General features: G+C 43.0%; 10 protein-coding genes. 2 read left to right on the top strand and 8 right to left on the bottom strand.

Annotation, left to right across the window (positions count from 1 at the left end; genetic code table 11):
- The first annotated feature begins 19 nt into the window (after positions 1–19).
- The gene (locus QUB13_RS00080) at positions 20–1,453 is read left to right on the top strand and encodes a hypothetical protein (RefSeq protein WP_333377476.1); all 1,434 of its coding nucleotides are present in this window, start codon (positions 20–22) and stop codon (positions 1,451–1,453) included.
- On the opposite strand, the gene QUB13_RS00075 is transcribed toward QUB13_RS00080, so the two are convergent.
- From QUB13_RS00075 to QUB13_RS00060, 5 genes are all read right to left on the bottom strand, one after another.
- Entirely contained in the window at positions 1,386–4,841 is a 3,456-nt protein-coding gene (locus QUB13_RS00075; protein WP_333377471.1) for a response regulator, read from the bottom strand. The two genes, QUB13_RS00080 and QUB13_RS00075, sit on opposite strands and share 68 nt — an antisense overlap.
- A 186-nt stretch (positions 4,842–5,027) precedes the next feature.
- Positions 5,028–5,288, bottom strand: a complete 261-nt coding sequence (locus QUB13_RS30335) for a hypothetical protein (RefSeq protein ID WP_442922116.1) — start codon at positions 5,286–5,288, stop codon at positions 5,028–5,030.
- Positions 5,289–5,325: 37 nt separating this feature from the next.
- Complete coding sequence (locus QUB13_RS00070; protein WP_333377468.1) at positions 5,326–8,721, bottom strand: ATP-binding protein; 3,396 nt, start codon at positions 8,719–8,721, stop codon at positions 5,326–5,328.
- Positions 8,722–9,078: 357 nt separating this feature from the next.
- Positions 9,079–12,354, bottom strand: coding sequence for a response regulator (locus QUB13_RS00065; RefSeq protein WP_333377465.1), 3,276 nt, complete (start codon positions 12,352–12,354; stop codon positions 9,079–9,081).
- Positions 12,355–12,469: 115 nt separating this feature from the next.
- Entirely contained in the window at positions 12,470–13,438 is a 969-nt protein-coding gene (locus QUB13_RS00060; protein ID WP_333377463.1) for an aliphatic sulfonate ABC transporter substrate-binding protein, read from the bottom strand.
- A 278-nt stretch (positions 13,439–13,716) separates the two neighbouring features.
- On the opposite strand from QUB13_RS00060, the gene QUB13_RS00055 reads away from it, so the two are divergent.
- Positions 13,717–14,016 carry a DUF7734 family protein gene (locus tag QUB13_RS00055; protein WP_194070334.1) on the top strand — a complete coding sequence of 100 codons (300 nt, stop codon included), beginning with the start codon at positions 13,717–13,719 and terminating at the stop codon, positions 14,014–14,016.
- Between the two features lie 94 nt (positions 14,017–14,110).
- Here the strand turns inward: QUB13_RS00055 and atpC are convergent, their stop codons facing one another.
- The 3 genes from atpC to QUB13_RS00040 all read right to left on the bottom strand — a co-directional run bounded on the left by atpC (position 14,111) and on the right by QUB13_RS00040 (position 17,086).
- Complete coding sequence (gene atpC / locus QUB13_RS00050) at positions 14,111–14,518, bottom strand: ATP synthase F1 subunit epsilon (RefSeq protein WP_194070332.1); 408 nt, start codon at positions 14,516–14,518, stop codon at positions 14,111–14,113.
- A gap of 184 nt (positions 14,519–14,702) precedes the next feature.
- Complete coding sequence (gene atpD, locus QUB13_RS00045; protein WP_333377460.1) at positions 14,703–16,160, bottom strand: F0F1 ATP synthase subunit beta; 1,458 nt, start codon at positions 16,158–16,160, stop codon at positions 14,703–14,705.
- 125 nt (positions 16,161–16,285) lie between these two features.
- A complete protein-coding gene (locus QUB13_RS00040) occupies positions 16,286–17,086 on the bottom strand; it encodes a PEP-CTERM sorting domain-containing protein (protein WP_333377457.1) in 801 nt (266 codons plus the stop codon).
- Positions 17,087–18,184 lie beyond the last annotated feature (1,098 nt).

Raw genomic sequence — 18,184 nt, 5'->3', positions numbered from 1 at the left:
GTTATTGGAAAAGACTGTGATGGATAGCAAAGAAGCATATTTACAGTGCTTAGAAAAGCTGATTTGGGCGATCGACCGCCTAAACGCAGAAGTAGAACCAACTGAACTCGCTCGGATTGCCGAACTGATAGTTCAGCCGATGACAGGATCGTGGCGGTTTTTTCACACTCCCGAACATATTTTTGAGGTAGGGGGAAAAGAAGACGCGATCGAGATTTTGGCCGCTTTATTTCACGATATCGTCTACGTGCAAGTCGATCGCAGTATTAACTTTAACGTCAGCTACTACATCACTCCGGTAACAAAAGAAGTCAACAAACAGCTACAAATTCGAGAGCAATCTGAACTTTCGGCAGATGCTACCTTCGAGATGGTAATGCAGGTATTCGGTTTTGTACCCGGAGAAGTGCTCAACCCCTTCTCAGGACAAAACGAATTTCTCAGCGCTTTGGTAGCAGCAAAAGCTCTAGAACCATTTCTAAAACGCGAGCAATTGCTTCAAATTGCAGCCTGCATTGAAGCGACAATTCCGTTTCGCCCCGCCGAGGGAAGAGTAACAGTCAGCCAGCGTCTTTACGACCGCTTGCAAGCAATAAATAGCCTGTTTAACCTCAGTTTGACTGACGAGGAAATGCGGGAAACTATAAAAAAAGCTGTACGCATTTCTAACCGGGATGTAATCAGTTTTTCTCACCAGAGTTCAGCCCATTTTTTGGCAAATACCTGGAATTTACTGCCGGAAACCAATCACAACCTCACCTGCTGCGGTTTTTACACGGTTCGCGACTATCGAATTGCTATCCTGAAAATGGAGGGTTTTCTGAGTTATCTCCAGCCAGAGGTGATTTTTCGGCAGTTTGAGGGATGTCCCGACGATCGCACCTATCAGCGTTGGGAAACTACTGCTAGATACAACCTGGAAATTGCCAAGCTTTATTTGGGCTGTAAACTAGCTGCTATCGCCCTGCTAGAAGCTCTTTCTTCGAGTTTGGGAATCGACGTTTCTCTGGCGATGATGATGGGAGAACTTCCAGATAGAACTGTCGGAGGCGTGCGCCTGGAAAGCTTTTTTCCAGAAATCGAGAAACCTTATAACCCTAAAAATAGTTTAGAATCGGAAGTATTAAATTTATTAGAAAATGGTAGGGCTAAAAGCAATTCTAATAGCGATTTAGAACACTCCCCGCTGGCGACGTTTGTAGTAAAAATTGTTGGCTTTGACGAAATGTGCTATCAGTGCGATCGAGCCAAGGAATTGTTTAAGCAAAATCTCGAAGCAGATGAGTTTATTACCGATTTTAACCCGATAGTTATAAAAATTGTCGTAGACTCAATTCTCCAGTTGTTTGAAAGTCGCAAATCTACTATCTACCGACACTATCAAATTATTTCTGAGTTAAGGTCCAAACCCCAGACCAATTTTCAGGAACGCCATTTTTTATCAAATGGTTGAGTCGCTCTAAATACAGGATAGCCGTTTTGTCTTCGGAATTAACAGCTAAAACTCGATCGAAACAAATTTGACCGGCCTTAAATTCGTGACGGCGATAATGTTCTAAACCTCGTTCAAAATCCGGCTGAGTTTGTAACTTGATTTCCCTGACTAACTCGGTTTCTCCGTCGAGGACTTCATAGATAGAAATTGCCTCTTTTTTGCCTTTGACAATTACTCTATCTAAAAAACGGATTTGATACTGTTCGGGATCGGTTAAATTTTCCAAAACTTTATCAGAAATTATTAACGATACTCCATATAATTTAGTGAGACTTTCCAAACGAGAGGCTAAATTGACATGATCGGAAAAAGCATCTCCCTGCATTCTCTGTGCTTCTCCGACTATCCCCACCATCATCTGACCGAAATGCACTCCTACACCTACTTGAATCGGTTGATATCCGCTGCGAAGCCGATAGACATTATATTTGTGAACTTGTTGCAGTTTAGCAATTCCACCTTTGAGTGCATCGTCAGCACCGTTTGGAAAAACTGCCATCATTCCATCTCCTAAATACTTGACAATAAAGCCGTGATTCTCTCTAATTTTTGGACTGACTTCTCGCAAGTAAGCATTAACAAAGTCAAAGTTTTGCTGTGGTGTCATAGTTTCAGAAAGCGAGGTGAAAGAGCGAATATCGCTAAACATGACTGCCATTTCTTTGCTGACATAATTGCCTAATTCGATATCCACAATACTTTCTTTTTTCAAAAATTCTAAGAAAGCATCGGGGAAAAATCGCCCGTAGGCGCTGTTAGTTTGCGATAAGTTGATGTGAGACTTAATTCTGGTTAAAAGTTCGTCTTTCGAGAAGGGTTTGGTTAGATAGTCGTTAGCGCCGAATTGAAATCCTATGATTAAATCTGACACTTGATTTTTCGCCGTTAACATCACTACTGGCAACTCGTGGGAGGGATATTTTTCCCTGAGTTTGGCGCAGACTTCATAACCCGACATTCTGGGCATCATGATGTCGAGAATGATTAAGTCAAAATGCTGTCCTCCTTCGAGGAGTGATAGGGCTTGTTCCCCGTTAGGTGCCTGAATAACGCTGTAATTTTCCAGAGAAAGATGATTGTTTAAAACTTGCAGGTTAATCGGATCGTCGTCAACTATCATAATTTTAAATTGTTCAACTTTTAATAGCGCGGCGGCTTGATTTACTGGATTAGGAGCTGGTTTATAAAAATTTAAGTCGCAGGACAAATAAGTTTGATAAATGTTATTGGGGAGTTGAAAATTTTTAGTTTCGGTTGTTATTTGCGGATTTATTACTGCTTGATTGGGATTAATTTGTTCGGTAGAAAAAGGTAGGGTAAAGGTGAAGCGGGAACCGATGCCGACTTGCGATGCTGCGTAGATTTTACCGCCGTGGAGTTCGACAAATTGTTTGGATATTGTTAAACCTAAACCGGTTCCTCCGTATTGTCTGACTGTGGAACCGTCGCCTTGTTCAAATGGCTCAAAAATGCGATCGAGCCGATCGCCCGGAATGCCAATTCCACTATCGGAAACGGTGACAGCTATATGAAAATTCGGGCCTGGCGGCGGGCGATTTGACGCGGGCACTGGGAGGAATTTTTGGCCGTCGGTGGCTACAATTTCTGCTGATATTTCTATAGTGCCGCTATCGGTGAATTTGATCGCATTGCCAATTAAGTTGTAAAGGATTTGTTGCAAGCGATTTTCGTCAGCCCAAGCCAACGGCAAATCCGCAGGAATATTGTTAATTAACTGCAAGTTTTTAGTACCGATTAAAAATTTGCTTACAGTTAGTACAACTTCGACAATTGACTTAATTCCTACACTGCGAAACTGCAATTCTAGTTTTTGATTTTTGAGTTGAGCAAAGTCGAGAATATTGTCAACAAGTTCGTTGAGCCGCCTGCCGCTGCTAACAATCATTGAGAGGTTGTGCTGCTGAATTTCCGATAAAGTTCCGGCTGCGCCGTCAATCATTGATTCGGCAATACCAATCATTCCGTTGAGGGGAGTGCGGAATTCGTGGGAGGTGTTGGCTAAGAATTCGTTTTTGAGTTGGTCGAATTGCAGCAATTCTTGATTTTTATTTTCGAGGGCGACGAAGGATGTTTGCAATTGAGATACCATGCTGGTGAAGGATTTGGCGAGTTCTCCTACTTCGTCGGCGCGATCGAACTCTAGTTTCCGATCCCATTCTCCTCGGGCGATATTTTTGGCTGCTGCGTTTAACCCCAGAATTGGCCGCGCGATCGATCTAGCTGTAAAAATACCAATAATTGTTGCTACTATTAGCGCTGCCATGCAGAGTAAAATAGTGGTAGCAGTGCTAGCATTTATTTTTTCCATAAAATCGTTTTCTGGAATCACTATCACTACTAACCAATCAATGCCGCTGGGGTCTTTGTACGGCAATATCTGCACAAAATGCCGCTGATTTTCGAGTTGAAATTCTAGTTTTTGAGGCGGCTCAACTTGGCTTAAATTGAAATTACTAATGATGTGTTTAGCTGTGGCGTTAGTTAACGTATTTTTGCTGTCAATTGCTAGCAATCGTCGAGCTTTGCCGTCAGGATCGAGGGTGTAGGGTTTTTCGCTTGTCGAACTTCCCACTAAAGCGCCCGATCGCTCCATAATGAAAGTTTGACCCGATCGGCTAATTTTCATGTTTCCCAAAAAGTTTCCAATTTGGCTCAAAATCATGTCAACTGCCATTACTCCAACAAACTCACCTCGCTCGTCATAGCAAGGCTGAGCCGCTGTGATTCCCAAATCTCCATGAAAAAACGTATAAATGTCTGTCCAAACTAATTTGTTTGCTACGGTTGCACTGATGTACCAAGGACGATTTCGCGCGTCGTAATTCGGTTCGTAACTCAATAAATTAGTGGGATTGCCTCGGCCATCTAAACCATAGAAAGAACGCCTAGGAAAGTTTTCTGTAATTTGTGCAATTAATTGTCCCGATGCTTCTCTGCGAACTCCGATAAATTCACCTTGCTTACTGCCTAAATAGATTGCTCGCACCGAGGATAATATTTGCATCTGCTGCCAAAAGTAGCGCTGTGTTGCTTGCAAATCTGCTGGATGCAGCTTGCCGAGTTGCGCTGCACCTGCATTGAGTCGGGCGATGGTGTGAGGTTTTTCTAAGTAATTTGTGAGGTGCTCTTGGATGCGATCGCTAATTTCGGCCTGCAAGCTATTAACCAATTCTTGAACGGCTTTTTGTCCGTTGATGAAAGACAAATATCCTACTAGGCTGACTGCGGCGACAGTTTGCAGGACAAATGGCACTGTCAGCGCTAAACGGAGGGGCACGCTGCTGTAAAATTTTGCGATCGATCTGCTAATACTTTTCAATAACATAGTAAATCGCCTGGGTTCTCAGAGAAACTGCACAAATCGGCTGATTCTTTGATTTGATTGTAATTAATAATAGTTCCAGCTAATTGCCGATCGCGAATTGAGTCGAAATTAGCGACGCTGTATCGGTAATGCGATCGAAATCACCAAACCAAATGCGACAATTTCCCTGATAAAAAGCATTGTAGCTCATGCTAATAATCCGTGCTGCACAATTATGTCCTGGAAATTTACATAATTAGGTTCTGCATCGAGGAATGTTGAATCAAGTCTATCCTCTACCCTCTTCCTTCTCTTCACCCTAAGCGAAGCCCTTATAGCCTTCTTCCTTCTTCCTGATGACATTGGACGGAAAGCTCGCGGGTGACAGCACCAACAACTAACAACAACTAATAACCAACAACCAACAACCAACAACCAACAACCAACAACCAATAACCAATAACCAATAACTAATAACTAATAACTTCTTCCTTCAAAAAACGCCCTATTTTTCCCTCGAAATTTCCACCCCAGACCACCCATCCGGCGCTCCATACATTCGATATTTGCGAGAGCGTTTAAAATACAGCATTGCTACCCGATCGTCAGGATTAATTTGTAAAATATTCTCAAATATTTTTTGGGCAGCAACAAATTTTTGCTGGTAGTAAAAATTGAGAGCTTCTTGAAAAAAATCCGCAGTTTGCTGCTTGAGTACAATGCTTTTCTCTGTTTCTGTATCATAAATTTCAAACACTGATACAGCATTGGTTTTTCCTTTCACCGTTACGCGATCGACAAATCGGTACTTATATTTTTCAAGATCCTCTAGGCGATCGATAATTGCACCACTAACTAGAATTCTTGCGCCATAAATCTTAGTCAATCCTTCCAAACGAGACGCGAGATTCACCGCATCAGCAATCACCGTACTTTCCATCCGTTCTCGCTCGCCAATTGTACCCAGCATCAAATTTCCCGCGTGCAAACCAATGCCGATCGCGATCGGAAACAAGCCCTTTTTTTCGCGCTCCTGGTTAAAAATATTCACTTCTTCTTGCATATCAATTGCTGCTCGTATACCATCGTCAGGAGATGTAGAAAATAAAGCCATAACTGCATCTCCAATATATTTGTCAATAAACCCATTATTTCTCCTAATTGCAGGGCTAACTTTTCCTAAATAACTATTAATAAATGCAAAATTTTCTGGCGGTGTCATCATTTCTGAAAGCGACGTAAACGAGCGAATATCAGCAAACAGCACTGTCATATCTCTTTCCTGATTGTCGCCTAATTTTACTTCAATAATACTCGGTTTTTCCAGCAAACTCAGAAAATCTTGTGGCACAAACCTGCCGTAAGCTGCATTCAGCTTTGCCAAACGAATTTGCGTATTAATTCTCGCCAACAACTCCTTTTTGATAAAAGGTTTAGTTACATAATCATTGGCTTCTAAATTAAAAGCTTCTACCAAGTCGGCAGTTTGATTTTTTGCTGTCAGCATCAGAATCGGCATTTCTAAAGGCGAGTATTTTTTGCGAACTTCTCTGCACACTTCATAACCAGTCATCTGCGGCATCATTACGTCCAGTAAAATTAAGTCTGGCTTAAATCCTGATTCAATCAGATTTAAGGCTTCTAAGCCGTTGCTAGCTTGAGTGATGGCGTAGTTTTCTAAAGAAAGATTATTAGTTATAACCTGAATATTAATGGGTTCATCATCGACTACCAAAATTTTTATTCTTTGGTTTTCTGGGAAGTTGCTATTGGCTGACAATCCAGAATTTATGATAGATGATTGCTGGGCTAATTCAGGAGTTGTTAAAATGCGAGATTCCTGGGTTAAAGGCGGCTGTTTGCTGCTAAATTCCGGCTGAGTTTCAGATACAGGCAAAGTAAAGATAAATTGGGAACCGATGCCTACAGTGGAAGATACGGAAATTGTACCTCCGTGCAATTCTACTAATTGCTTGGCCACAGCTAACCCTAAACCAGTGCCGCCATATTCTCTAGCAGTGGAACCATCAGCTTGTTCAAAGGATTCAAAAATTCGCTCTAATTTATCTTCGGGGATGCCAATGCCGGTGTCGGATACAGTAATGGCTAATTGGGAATTAAGCGGTGATTGTTCGTTGCAATTTACTAATTCTGCTGAAATTTCAACTGTGCCATTTTCGGTAAATTTAATCGCATTGCCGATTAAGTTGTAAAGGATTTGCTCTAACCGATTTTCGTCGGCTGCTATGGGCGGCAATTCGGGAGCGACTGAGTTAAGTAACTGTATGTTTTTTTGATTTGCTAAGGGCTGAGACAAGGTGAGAATTACAGAGACTATTTCTCTCACACCAACGGACTTAATTTGCAGTTCTATAGTTTTGTGTTTTAGCTGAGAAAAATCCAGAATATCGTTAATTAAGGTAGACAATCTTTTTCCCGAAGCTGCAATCAAACCTAAGTTAAAATTTGTTGAGTCTGGGAGTTTTCCGGTAGCACCGTCTATTAAAGATTCTGCAATCCCAATAATGCCGTTGAGAGGAGTGCGGAGTTCGTGAGAAGTATTTGCTAAGAATTCGTCTTTCAGTTTGTCCAGTCGCTCTAATTCGCTATTTTTAGTTTCTAAGGCTGTAAAGGATGCTTGCAGTTGTGCTGCCATGCTGTTAAAAGCGGCGGCAAGTATGCCTAATTCGTCGGAACGATCGAGCTTGACAGTTTTGTCAAATTGTCCTTCAGACAACGCTATTGCTGCATCTTTTAATTTTAAAATAGGTTGGCTAATCCACCGAGAAGTGATAAGTCCTATCATAGTAGTCATCACTAATGCGACCAGACATAGCAATATTGTAGTTCTGTTTCCGGCATGAATTTGTTCCATAAAGTCAGCTTCGGGAACTACGACGACAATCAGCCAATCTAAACTTTTGCCGTCTTGGAATGGTAGGACTTTTAAAAATTGTGGCTTGCCGTTTATTTCAAAACTTAGTTGCTGCGATTTGGTGATTTGGCGCAAGTTTTGAAAGTGTGTTTCTAAATATTTAGCTGTATTTTGTGTGACTGGATCGCTGCTTTCTGTGACTTTAAACAGTTCTTTTTTACCGTTTTGGGTGCGGAAAGGTTGTTCCGGTGTGGAAGTTGCCAGCAGCGTACCGTTTCTTTCGATAATAAAAGTTTGACCGGATTTACCTATTTTGAGGCTGTTTAAAAATTGACCGATACTGTCGAGACGCAAAGCAGCAATTAATACTCCTTCTAGCTCTTTCTGGCTGTTGTAAACTGGTTGCAGAGCGCTGAGAATCAATGTGGGTTCTAGGAAGGATATATAAACTGAACTCCAAGTTGATTTTGCTGTTAGAGCCGCATAGGTGTAGGAAGGATGCTGTCGGATGTCGAAGTTTTTGACGTTGGCTACTACTGTCGTGCGATCGCCCGAATCATTAGTATTGTAGGAATAAAAATCAAAATTTGTAGAGGGCCCGGATGCGTTAATCAATAAAGTTCCATCCGATGTCTTTTCGCCAGTGCGGTATTCTCCATCTCGATTGGCGATCGACGTAAAATTAATATAAGGATACAACTGTACTTGCCGCCACAGATACTTTTCCCAAGCTGACAAATCTTGCATATTAACAAAACCCAGTTTCACCGCATCCAGCTTGCTTTGATTGATTTGGTGGGGAGTTTGTAAATAAGTTACCAAATTTTGCTCAATGCGATTGCTCACCTCCCCCATCAACTGATCGGCAAGGTCGTTTACTGCTCTTTGAGAGTTCTTAAATGATAAATATCCGACAATTCCCACCGCTGCAAATACTTGCAAGACAAACGGAACTATCAGCACAGTTTGCAGGGTCGATTTTCCTGAAATTTTGGCAATTAAGTGCTTGATATAAAGAGTTGACATAATATTAATTTAGCTTGAAAGACACAGTTAATAATCGGAGGGAATCTGCTTCGCTATTAAGTATTGTAAACTATTCTGTACTTGAATAAAAGTTACGCAACGAACGACAGATTCTTGGTGTATTCCTGAATAGTTGTCAAACCTGTGACTTTTCAGATTAACCCAGTTGATTTCTCACATAGCTTTCAGCAGGAGATTCGAGTTTGAAGTCAAAAGCAGCGCTAACAGCCTATCTTCCAGAAAAATTCCCAATTTTATATCCGAATACTTTGACCTGAATGTATTATGACTGAGACCCGGTACAAAAAACCAGATAAAAACATAAAAATTTATGCCCTCAGCTTAATGATACTTTTACTACTTTTCATCCAAAGCTTCTATCCCCGACCATCCTTCGGGCACTCCATACATCCGATTTTTGAGAGAACGCTGGCAGTAGATTGCTGCTAACTTATCTTGAGGATTTGTTTCGCAAATCTTCTTAAATAATTTTTGGGCTTTAGTAAAATTTTGCTCAAAATAAAGCTCCAAACCTTTTTCAAAAGCGGCCGCAGTTTCTTGTTTTAGTTCAATACTATGTTGTGTTTCTGCGTCATAAATTTCAAACACCGCAACGACAGATTTTTTACCTTTGACTGTGACGCGATCGACAAATCGGTAAAGATATTGTTCTCGATCGCCCAAACGCTCTAAAATTGACTCAGTAACTAGAATTCCCGAGCCGTAAACCTTAGTCAATCCTTCCAAACGAGAAGCGAGATTCACCGCATCAGCAATCACCGTACTTTCCATCCGTTCTTGCTCGCCAATCGTACCCAGCATTAAAGTGCCCGCGTGCAAACCGATGCCGATCGCGATCGGTGCGTAATTGCTTAGTTGTCGGTGCTGGTTATAAATAATCACTTGTTTCTGCATTTCCACCGCCGCCCGAACAGCATCATCTGCAGACTCAGGAAATAGCGCCATAATCGCATCGCCGATATATTTATCAATAAAACCTTGGTGAGCGCGAATAACCGGACTCACTCGGCTGAGGTAGCTGTTGATAAAATTAAAATTTTCTTGGGGAGTCATCGCTTCGGAGATAGTCGTAAAAGAGCGAATATCAGAAAACAAAACAGTCATTTCCTTCTGAATTTGATCGCCTAGTTCGACATCAATAATACTTTCGTGTCCCAAGAAACGCAGAAAATCGTGGGGGACAAATCTACCGTAAGCTGCATTGATTTTTGCCAGACGGATATGAGTTTTAATTCTGGCTAACAATTCATTTTTGACAAACGGTTTAGTTAAAAAATCATTTGCTCCTGCATTGAAACCTTGCACTAAATCAGATACTTGATTTTGGGCTGTTAGCATCACGATTGGCACTTCGATCGCCGTGAATTTTTCCCGTATTTTCTCGCAAACTTCGTAACCAGTCATCCGCGGCATCATGATATCTAGCAAGATTAAATCTGGCTTGTAGCCTGTGTCTACAAGAGCTAAAGCTTCTTTACCGCTGCTAGCTTCGGCGATGGCATAGTTTTCCCGAAGTAAATTGTTAACCAATACCTGAATATTCACAGGTTCGTCATCTACAATCAAGATTTTCACTAAACTGTTTTCTTGCTGGCATCGATCCTCGATGCAACTGTTATTATTAAAAGTTATTTCTGCCGCTTCATTTGTGATTAAATTGCGCTCATGGGTTGTGAAAACCAAACACTCCAGCACCGTATCTGGCAACTGCTGGTTATCGATATACTGATTTTGAGAAACTGGCAAACTAAAGGTAAACTGCGAACCAATACCTAGTTCTGAAGATACGTTAATTTCGCCGCCGTGCAGCTCGACTAACTGCTTGGTAATTGCCAAACCTAAACCGCTTCCTCCGTATTCTCTAGCAGTGGAACCGTCTGCTTGTTCAAAAAGTTCAAAAATGCTTTCTAATTTATCTTCAGCAATGCCAATCCCGCTATCCGATACAGTAATTTGCAGTTTTGACCTGACAATTAAAGATTGAAGCTGGCTAGTTACTGAACTTTCTAGCTCAAAAAAATCTGGCAAATTCAAAGATATGGCATTTGCCGAAATTTCTACAGTACCAGTGTCGGTAAATTTAATCGCATTTCCGATTAAGTTATACAGAATTTGTTGCACCCGATTTTCATCGGCATCCACTAGGGGAATGTCGGGATTTACTGAATTAATCAACTGCAAGTTTTTTGTACCAATTAGCGGTTGAGAAAGAGTCATTACGATATCGACAATTTCTCGGATGCCGACGGGCTTTATTTGCAGTTCAATGTTTTTGTGTCTCAGCTTCGAGAAATCAAGAATGTCGTTGATGAGATTGGACAGTCTTCTACCGCTAGATGCAATAATTTCTAGATTGGAAATAGTTGGTTGTGGCAATTGTCCTGTAGCGCCGTCAATTAAAGATTCTGTTAAACCGATAATGCCGTTAAGTGGAGTGCGGAGTTCGTGAGAAGTGTTGGCTAAAAATTCGTCTTTTAGTTGATCTAGTTGCTGCAATTGGGCATTTTGATCCTCTAGTTTTGTGAAAGATACTTGCAATTGACTTGCCATGATGTTGAAAGCATCAGCTAATTTTCCTAGTTCGTTAGATGCCACAATATCTACCCGAGTTTCCAACATTCCGCTAGTCATTTTAGTAGCTGCGGATGTGAGGGCTTTCAAGGGATTTGCGATCGATCGAGCAAAAGCAACTCCCAAGCCCGCAGCGGCGAGGGCGCTGGCGATTGTAACTGCACCCATGACGGCTACGAGCGATCGCAGGGGAGCATAAGCTTCCGCTGTAGGCAGCTCTACCACCACCATCCACTGCACCTGGCGGACGATCGCCCCCGTGCCCATGACTTCTTCCCCGCGCCAGCCTCGATAAACGATCGGAGATTGCATCCCCGAAGCCAAAGCTAATTTGAATAACTTTCCCACAAACGATCGCCCGCTCAAATCTTCCAGTAAATACGGATTAATCTTGCTTCCCGTTTCCGAAATCACCACCGATCTGTTATCCAAAACATAGCTATATCCCGTTTTTCCTACTTGCGATCGGGAAACAATTTGAGTTAAAAAATTTAGACTAACTCTGGCAAATAATACTCCAGAAATTCTATTTTTACTGTCGCGAATTGGGACTGATAAATTAACAACATTTACTGCTGTTTTGAAATCGACATCTACTGGACTAACATAATTTTGACCCTGCCTAAATGTCCGCCAAAATATCGGTGAATCTGCCGAAATACCTGCTAAACTCAAGCTAGAAATAGAAAATGGTTCGTAAGGCGAAATTGCCTGTACGACTTGACCTTGACTGTTAAAAATCCCCGCAACTTCGTAGGCGCTGTTGCTGTTCACCAATCCTTCGAGAAGACTGCGCTGAGTTTCAGCATTGAATTCTGTTAAACCGCGCAATTCTGACAAATAATTGAGTTGGCGCTGCAAGTTATCCAGATAAGCGCTAATTTGGACAGCAGCAGCTTGCGATCGCTCGAACTGAAGTTGTTTTGTCTGTTTTATCTGTTCCCGAAAGCTGAGGTAAGCTAACGTACTTCCCGCCATCAATACGCTAGCTACAACAATCGAGACAAAACCGTAACGCAGTTGATTGGCAATTGAGGACATTTGATTTTGCCAGTTAACAGTTTGAACTCACTCTATAGGATACACCTAATTTCATTTTTCATACTTGATAAATCGCCGCCTTTGATTTATCGATACCTTCGCCTAACTTCTGGTTTTATAGATCTAATCTTTGTTTCCAGATAGCATCTTCAATCCAAATGCGCTCGGGAAGTAGTCCCAAGCGAAAGAAAATCTCAGAAATCCGCTGCTGTTCTTCAACAGCGCTGTCTTGAATTGGCAGCAAATCGTAGCTCCGACTTTGAGTTAGTATTCTAGCTGTTGTTCTTTTTATTCCCCTTCGATCGCTGATAAATCTCGCTGCTCGTTCGGGATTCCTAGTTATCCAAACAGCCATTTTTCGCGTTTCTCCCATAACTATTTTAACAATATCGGGAAAGTCGCTAGCAAAAGAGCGACTTGCCAAATAGAAGTTTCTGTCATTCATCAGCCCGTCGCTGTCAGTCAAGAAATTAACAGGCATAGTTTCTTGTAACTGAGCGAGAAACGGCTGCCAAATCGCCCAAGCATCAACCTCGCCTCTCACAAATGCTTCCCGAGCTTTTGTCGGCGGCAAATCGACCAATTCGGCATCTTTTAACTGCAAACCGCCTTGAGTTAAGGCCCGAATTAACAAATAGTGACCGGCCGTTTTCTTAGTTGCTGCTATTTTCTTACCTTTGAGATCCGCCAAAGTCCGAATAGGAGAATCTTGAGGAACTACGATCCCAATGCTTCCCGGTAAAGCTGAATCATTAGCAATATAAACAAAAGGTACGCCGTCTGATTGAGCAAAAATTGGCGGCGCAACTCCTGCATAACCGAGATCGATGTTTCCTTTTCCTATTGCTGCTAAAATTGGCGGCCCTGCGGCAAATTCTGTCCATTCTACAGACCACCCAATTTCTGCTAAACGGGTTTCCAAAGAGCCTTTAGCTTTGAGATAAAACAGCGCTCCGAAACGCTGATGGCCGATTCTGACAACTCTTGTTAAGTTTGATGGTGCATTTTGGGTTTTGGCTGTAGAGTTATTTATGACTTCTGACTTGCAACTTGCCACAGTTAAAGTCAAGCAAACAACTAGCACAAATAGCAGTGAATATCCCCAAAAAAAGCACCCTTTAAGATGTTTTTTACTGAAATATGATAGTTGAATTTTAGTCTTTGTGTGGGTCATAAACTATCGTATAAGTAGTTTGGCAGGATTAAAAAAATCTCGTTTTTTAAATCCTATTTATATTGTGTCTGCTTACTTCCGGCTGTTAAAAAATGTCTAGTTAAAAATAAAATTTTGGCGGTGTGTCCCTGAAATTAGCCGCAAAATTAAGCTATATTATAGCTAATTTGTGTAAAGTGATAGGTGCTATGGCTGACTCTAGGGATCGCCGCTTGGAACAGTACACGGTAAAAAGACCTGATGAGGTTTTAATCGTCCAGGCCGAAATTGACGGCGAATTTGACGAAATTGCTATTTTTAAAGGCTTTTCTAGCTCCCTGGTGCGATCGACTGCTTTCGATCCAGAGGTTCCTGTTTTACCGGAGGAAGCAAAAATTGTGAGTGTCGATCGCGTGGAAAGTCCGTACAATCCAAATAACCCCCGCTATCTTCAGCAAGGGTTATCTTGGGAAACAATGCAATCGCTATTGTTAGAGGCTGGAGTTTAGCTCTGGCCGCAGGGAAAAAACTTAGAAAAACAGCAGGGACACAACATTGTTGTGTCCCTACTACAAAAGCCGTGTTCCTACCCGCGCGCGATCGCTAAAGCGTACCGCCGGCAGCTTGGAAACGAGCTCGCGCGCGTTTGATTGCTTGCTTAGCTTGAATTTGCTCTTGCAAATTGCCGCTAGCCGACTTTTCCAAACGAGCTTCTGCTTCGGTGTAAGCCTTGCGAGCATCTTCTTTGTCGATCGTTTCGCCTTTTTCAGCGCCATTGACCAGAATAGTAACCTGGTTTTCTTGGATTTCTGCAAAGCCGCCCATCAGAGCAATAGACACCCATTCCTTACCGGGACGGACGCGCATCACTCCGGTATCCAAAGCAGTCAACATCGGAGCGTGACCGCTCAAAATACCCAATTGGCCTGTGGTACTAGGCAAAATTACTTCTTCAGCATTAGAATCCCAAACAGTTTTGTCTGGGGCCACTACGCGCACAGTTAATGTCATAAAGTATCAGTTGTCAGTTGGCAGTTGGCAGTTGTCAGTTGTCAGTTGTCAGTTGCCAGTTGTCAGTTGCCAGTTGCCAGTTGTCAGTTGTTACCAATAACCAATAACAAATAACTACTGACTACTGACTACTGACTACTTGACTAATGACAACTGACTAATGACTACTGACTGATGACTAAAATTACTTAGCCTCAGCTTTCATTTTTTCAGCTTTGGCGATCGCCTCATTGATATCGCCAACCAAATAGAAAGCTTGTTCCGGCAGCTCATCAAGTTCGCCAGCCAAAATCATTTGGAAGCCCTTAATGGTATCAGCCAGCTTGACGTACTTACCGGGGGAACCGGTGAACACTTCCGCCACAAAGAACGGTTGAGACAAGAACCGTTCAATTTTGCGAGCGCGAGAAACAGTCAAGCGGTCATCTTCCGACAGCTCGTCCAAACCCAAAATCGCAATAATATCTTGCAATTCCTTGTAGCGTTGCAGAATAGACTGCACCTGACGCGCCACACCATAGTGTTCTTCGCCTACAATGCTAACTTGCAACATTGTGGAGGTAGACTCCAGCGGATCGACAGCCGGATAAATACCCTTGGCAGCCAAACCGCGAGACAACAAAGTTGTAGCGTCCAAGTGAGCAAAAGTCGTAGCCGGCGCTGGATCAGTGAAGTCATCCGCAGGTACGTACACAGCTTGAACCGAAGTAATCGAACCTTCGGTAGTCGAAGTAATCCGTTCTTGCAAGTCGCCCATGTCTGTACCGAGAGTCGGCTGATATCCCACAGCCGAAGGCATCCGACCCAAAAGAGCCGATACCTCAGAGCCCGCTTGCACGAACCGGAAGATATTGTCAATGAACAACAGCACGTCTTGCTTGCTGACATCGCGGAAGTATTCGGCCATCGCTAGAGCCGACAGACCCACGCGCATCCGAGCACCGGGAGGCTCGTTCATTTGACCGTATACTAGGGCAATTTTCGACTTGCTGCGGTCTTTTTCGTCAATAACCCCAGACTCGATCATTTCCTTGTAAAGGTCATTACCTTCACGGGTACGCTCGCCCACACCGCCAAACACGGACACGCCGCCGTGAGCCTTAGCGATGTTGTTCACGAGTTCCATCATGATCACGGTTTTGCCAACGCCTGCGCCGCCGAACAAACCGATTTTGCCACCACGACGGTAGGGAGCCAGGAGGTCGATGACCTTGATCCCAGTTTCAAACACCGAAGGTTTGGTTTCCAGTTCGGTGAAAGCCGGCGGCTGGCGGTGAATGGGCATACTTTCGGAAGTATTGACCGGGCCGAGGTTGTCTACGGGTTCGCCGATGACATTAAAAATGCGGCCGAGAGTTGGGATCCCGACGGGAACTTGGATCGCTTCCCCGGTATCTATTACTTCCATACCGCGCATTAAGCCGTCGGTGGTACTCATGGAAACTGCACGCACTTGGCTGTCTCCGAGCAGTTGCTGAACTTCGCAGGTAACAGAAATGTCTTGACCTGCTTCGTTTTTGCCGGCGATCGTAATAGCGTTATAGATTTGGGGCAGTTTGCCGCCTGGGAATTGGACGTCTACAACTGGCCCGATGATTTGGGTGATGTAGCCTACGTTCGTTTTTGTTGCGGTGGATACCATGAATAGTGCCTTTGTTAGGATGCTATTTTTCCCATTGTGGAAAAAGTCTTAACATTTAGAAATGCTATTTCTCACAGTACCACTGAACAGACTCACTATTTAGATTTGTCTGGGCTGGTTAAAAGTCATTTTTCTGGTTGCTGCTGTCGCTTTTTTTTCCCGCGAGCCGCAGCCAAAGCCCCGATCCCCAGCATAGTGCCGAACACCGTGAGTGGTTCGGGAGCTACCTCGGCTGAAACGATGAAGTCTTGGAAGTCAGCGTCGTTATTTCCTCCGGCATCGTCGAAGGAGATTTTTGTGCCCTGAGCCAGTTGGGCCAATGTCAGCAATGAATATTGCTCGGGGCCTTTACCGCCGTTGATGTTGGTAAATGAGTCGCTGGAGTTGTAGTCGAGCTTAAAGTCGCCAAATACCGCTTGCTGACAGCCCGTCACCACACAGTCATCTCTCCGAAACTGGGTGTTGGCGGCAAACCATGTGGGGCTGTTCATCAAGGTGCTGCTGGAGGCGTACTGCTCGAATTGTTGGCCGGTGCCGCTGTCGCTCCACAGCAGCAGGGCATAAGTTTGATCCTGCACAAATTTGATGGTTTGGGTGATGGAGCCGTTGTCAGAGGTGACAGCCTTGCCGAAGCTTCCCTTCGATTCATCGGCTGCGCCGTTATCTGAGGGTTGAATCTCGTAAAACAGTTTGGCGATGTTGGTGTACCCTGTGTTTCCTGACTGAGCTTGGGCTACCCACAAGCTGGACTGGTAACTGCCGTGTGATTCGTCGAAGGTAAAGTTTATGCTTGTATCTTCATCGAATTGGATGCCCTTTGTGCCAAACATGAAAGCTTGCACGGGCGTGCAGATGCTGAGCAAGATTGTGGTTGCCAAGCTGGCGATGGTAAAAGATGTTTTTTTGACTAGCGTTAAGGTAGTCATAACCCTGATTCCTCCAATGTTGTTAGGTAGTAAGGCGGGAAACGCACTTTTCCCGTGATGGGAAGAGACGATCGCCCCTTATGCGATATTTAGGACGATCGCCATAGCTGCGAAACTTTACAGCAGTGACTCTACAGACTGATATCACTTAGGTGTGTCCTGATATTAAATCAGTGTTTGTAATTCTAAGAGTTTTCACTGACACTAGGGTGCCACACTTGAATCTATAACAGCAAGATTTTAATCGCATCTCCATTTCCAACCTACTACATTTATTTTGAGCCGCAAGAGTCTCAAACTAACTGTAATACTTGCAAATATTAGGTTACATCAAAAATATTCTGTATTTTTGATGTAAGCTTTATAAAGTTTTGGTAAAGTCAATCAAAAAAATATAAAGTTTACGATCGAAGCTCGGCTGTTCGACCAGCGATCGAAGCGGGATGCAAGCTGTTATAAGGTGTGCAGAAGAGTTCGGAGGCGACTGCGAGTAGGAATTTGAGCGTGTTTTTTGCTGCTTTCAGCAAGTGGCGGTTACAGGCGATCGATACTTGCGTATTTTTGCTTAATATACTGAGTGACTTTTTACTCCTAATTATTGGATTCCGCTTCGTATTTTTACCAGCAGTCCCGAACGCATCAACCCGGTTTTTTAAGGTAATGGCGTGAGTCGATTTTCCATTTTTCGATTTGAGATGCTTCGACTTGCTTCGACTTCGCGGGTTCACAAGACGCGAGCGTACAAGTCGCGAGCGTAGAAGTTTGAGACTTACAATGGCAGATGAATTTAGGAGTTTGAACTTGAATCTAAAATTTTGAGCTTTCCAAGACAGGAGTACATGACACGGTATCTGTTTTTGTGGGGTGTCATAGAAGTAGTGAAAGTGGAAACAATAAACCCAGTTTTATTACAGGTTTCTGAGTGCTATTAAAAACTGTTTCTACGTAAATTATAGTAATTAAATACATACATTTTTTCCTGTTCTAATTATTAGAGAATAAAAAATCTTGCTATCCTATTGACATGAGTAGTTTTTAGTAGTAAAAATAGGAGATATCGATCAATAGCCCGCACAGTTTTTGGGGCTGCGACCCAAA

This window comes from Microcoleus sp. B4-D4 (assembly GCF_036705185.1).
In the GTDB taxonomy this organism is placed as follows: Bacteria; Cyanobacteriota; Cyanobacteriia; order Cyanobacteriales; family Microcoleaceae; genus Microcoleus.
Note: the sequence above shows the minus strand (reverse complement) of the source record. Positions and strands in the feature narration are given on the sequence as shown.

Excerpts from the sequence above, each read along its gene's own strand:
- QUB13_RS00080 (WP_333377476.1), top strand. The coding sequence starts at position 20 with ATGGATAGCAAAGAAGCATATTTACAGTGCTTAGAAAAGCTGATTTGG.
- QUB13_RS00075 (WP_333377471.1), bottom strand. The coding sequence starts at position 4,841 with ATGTTATTGAAAAGTATTAGCAGATCGATCGCAAAATTTTACAGCAGC.
- QUB13_RS00070 (WP_333377468.1), bottom strand. The coding sequence starts at position 8,721 with ATGTCAACTCTTTATATCAAGCACTTAATTGCCAAAATTTCAGGAAAA.
- QUB13_RS00065 (WP_333377465.1), bottom strand. The coding sequence starts at position 12,354 with ATGTCCTCAATTGCCAATCAACTGCGTTACGGTTTTGTCTCGATTGTT.
- QUB13_RS00055 (WP_194070334.1), top strand. The coding sequence starts at position 13,717 with ATGGCTGACTCTAGGGATCGCCGCTTGGAACAGTACACGGTAAAAAGA.
- atpC (WP_194070332.1), bottom strand. The coding sequence starts at position 14,518 with ATGACATTAACTGTGCGCGTAGTGGCCCCAGACAAAACTGTTTGGGAT.
- atpD (WP_333377460.1), bottom strand. The coding sequence starts at position 16,160 with ATGGTATCCACCGCAACAAAAACGAACGTAGGCTACATCACCCAAATC.
- QUB13_RS00040 (WP_333377457.1), bottom strand. The coding sequence starts at position 17,086 with ATGACTACCTTAACGCTAGTCAAAAAAACATCTTTTACCATCGCCAGC.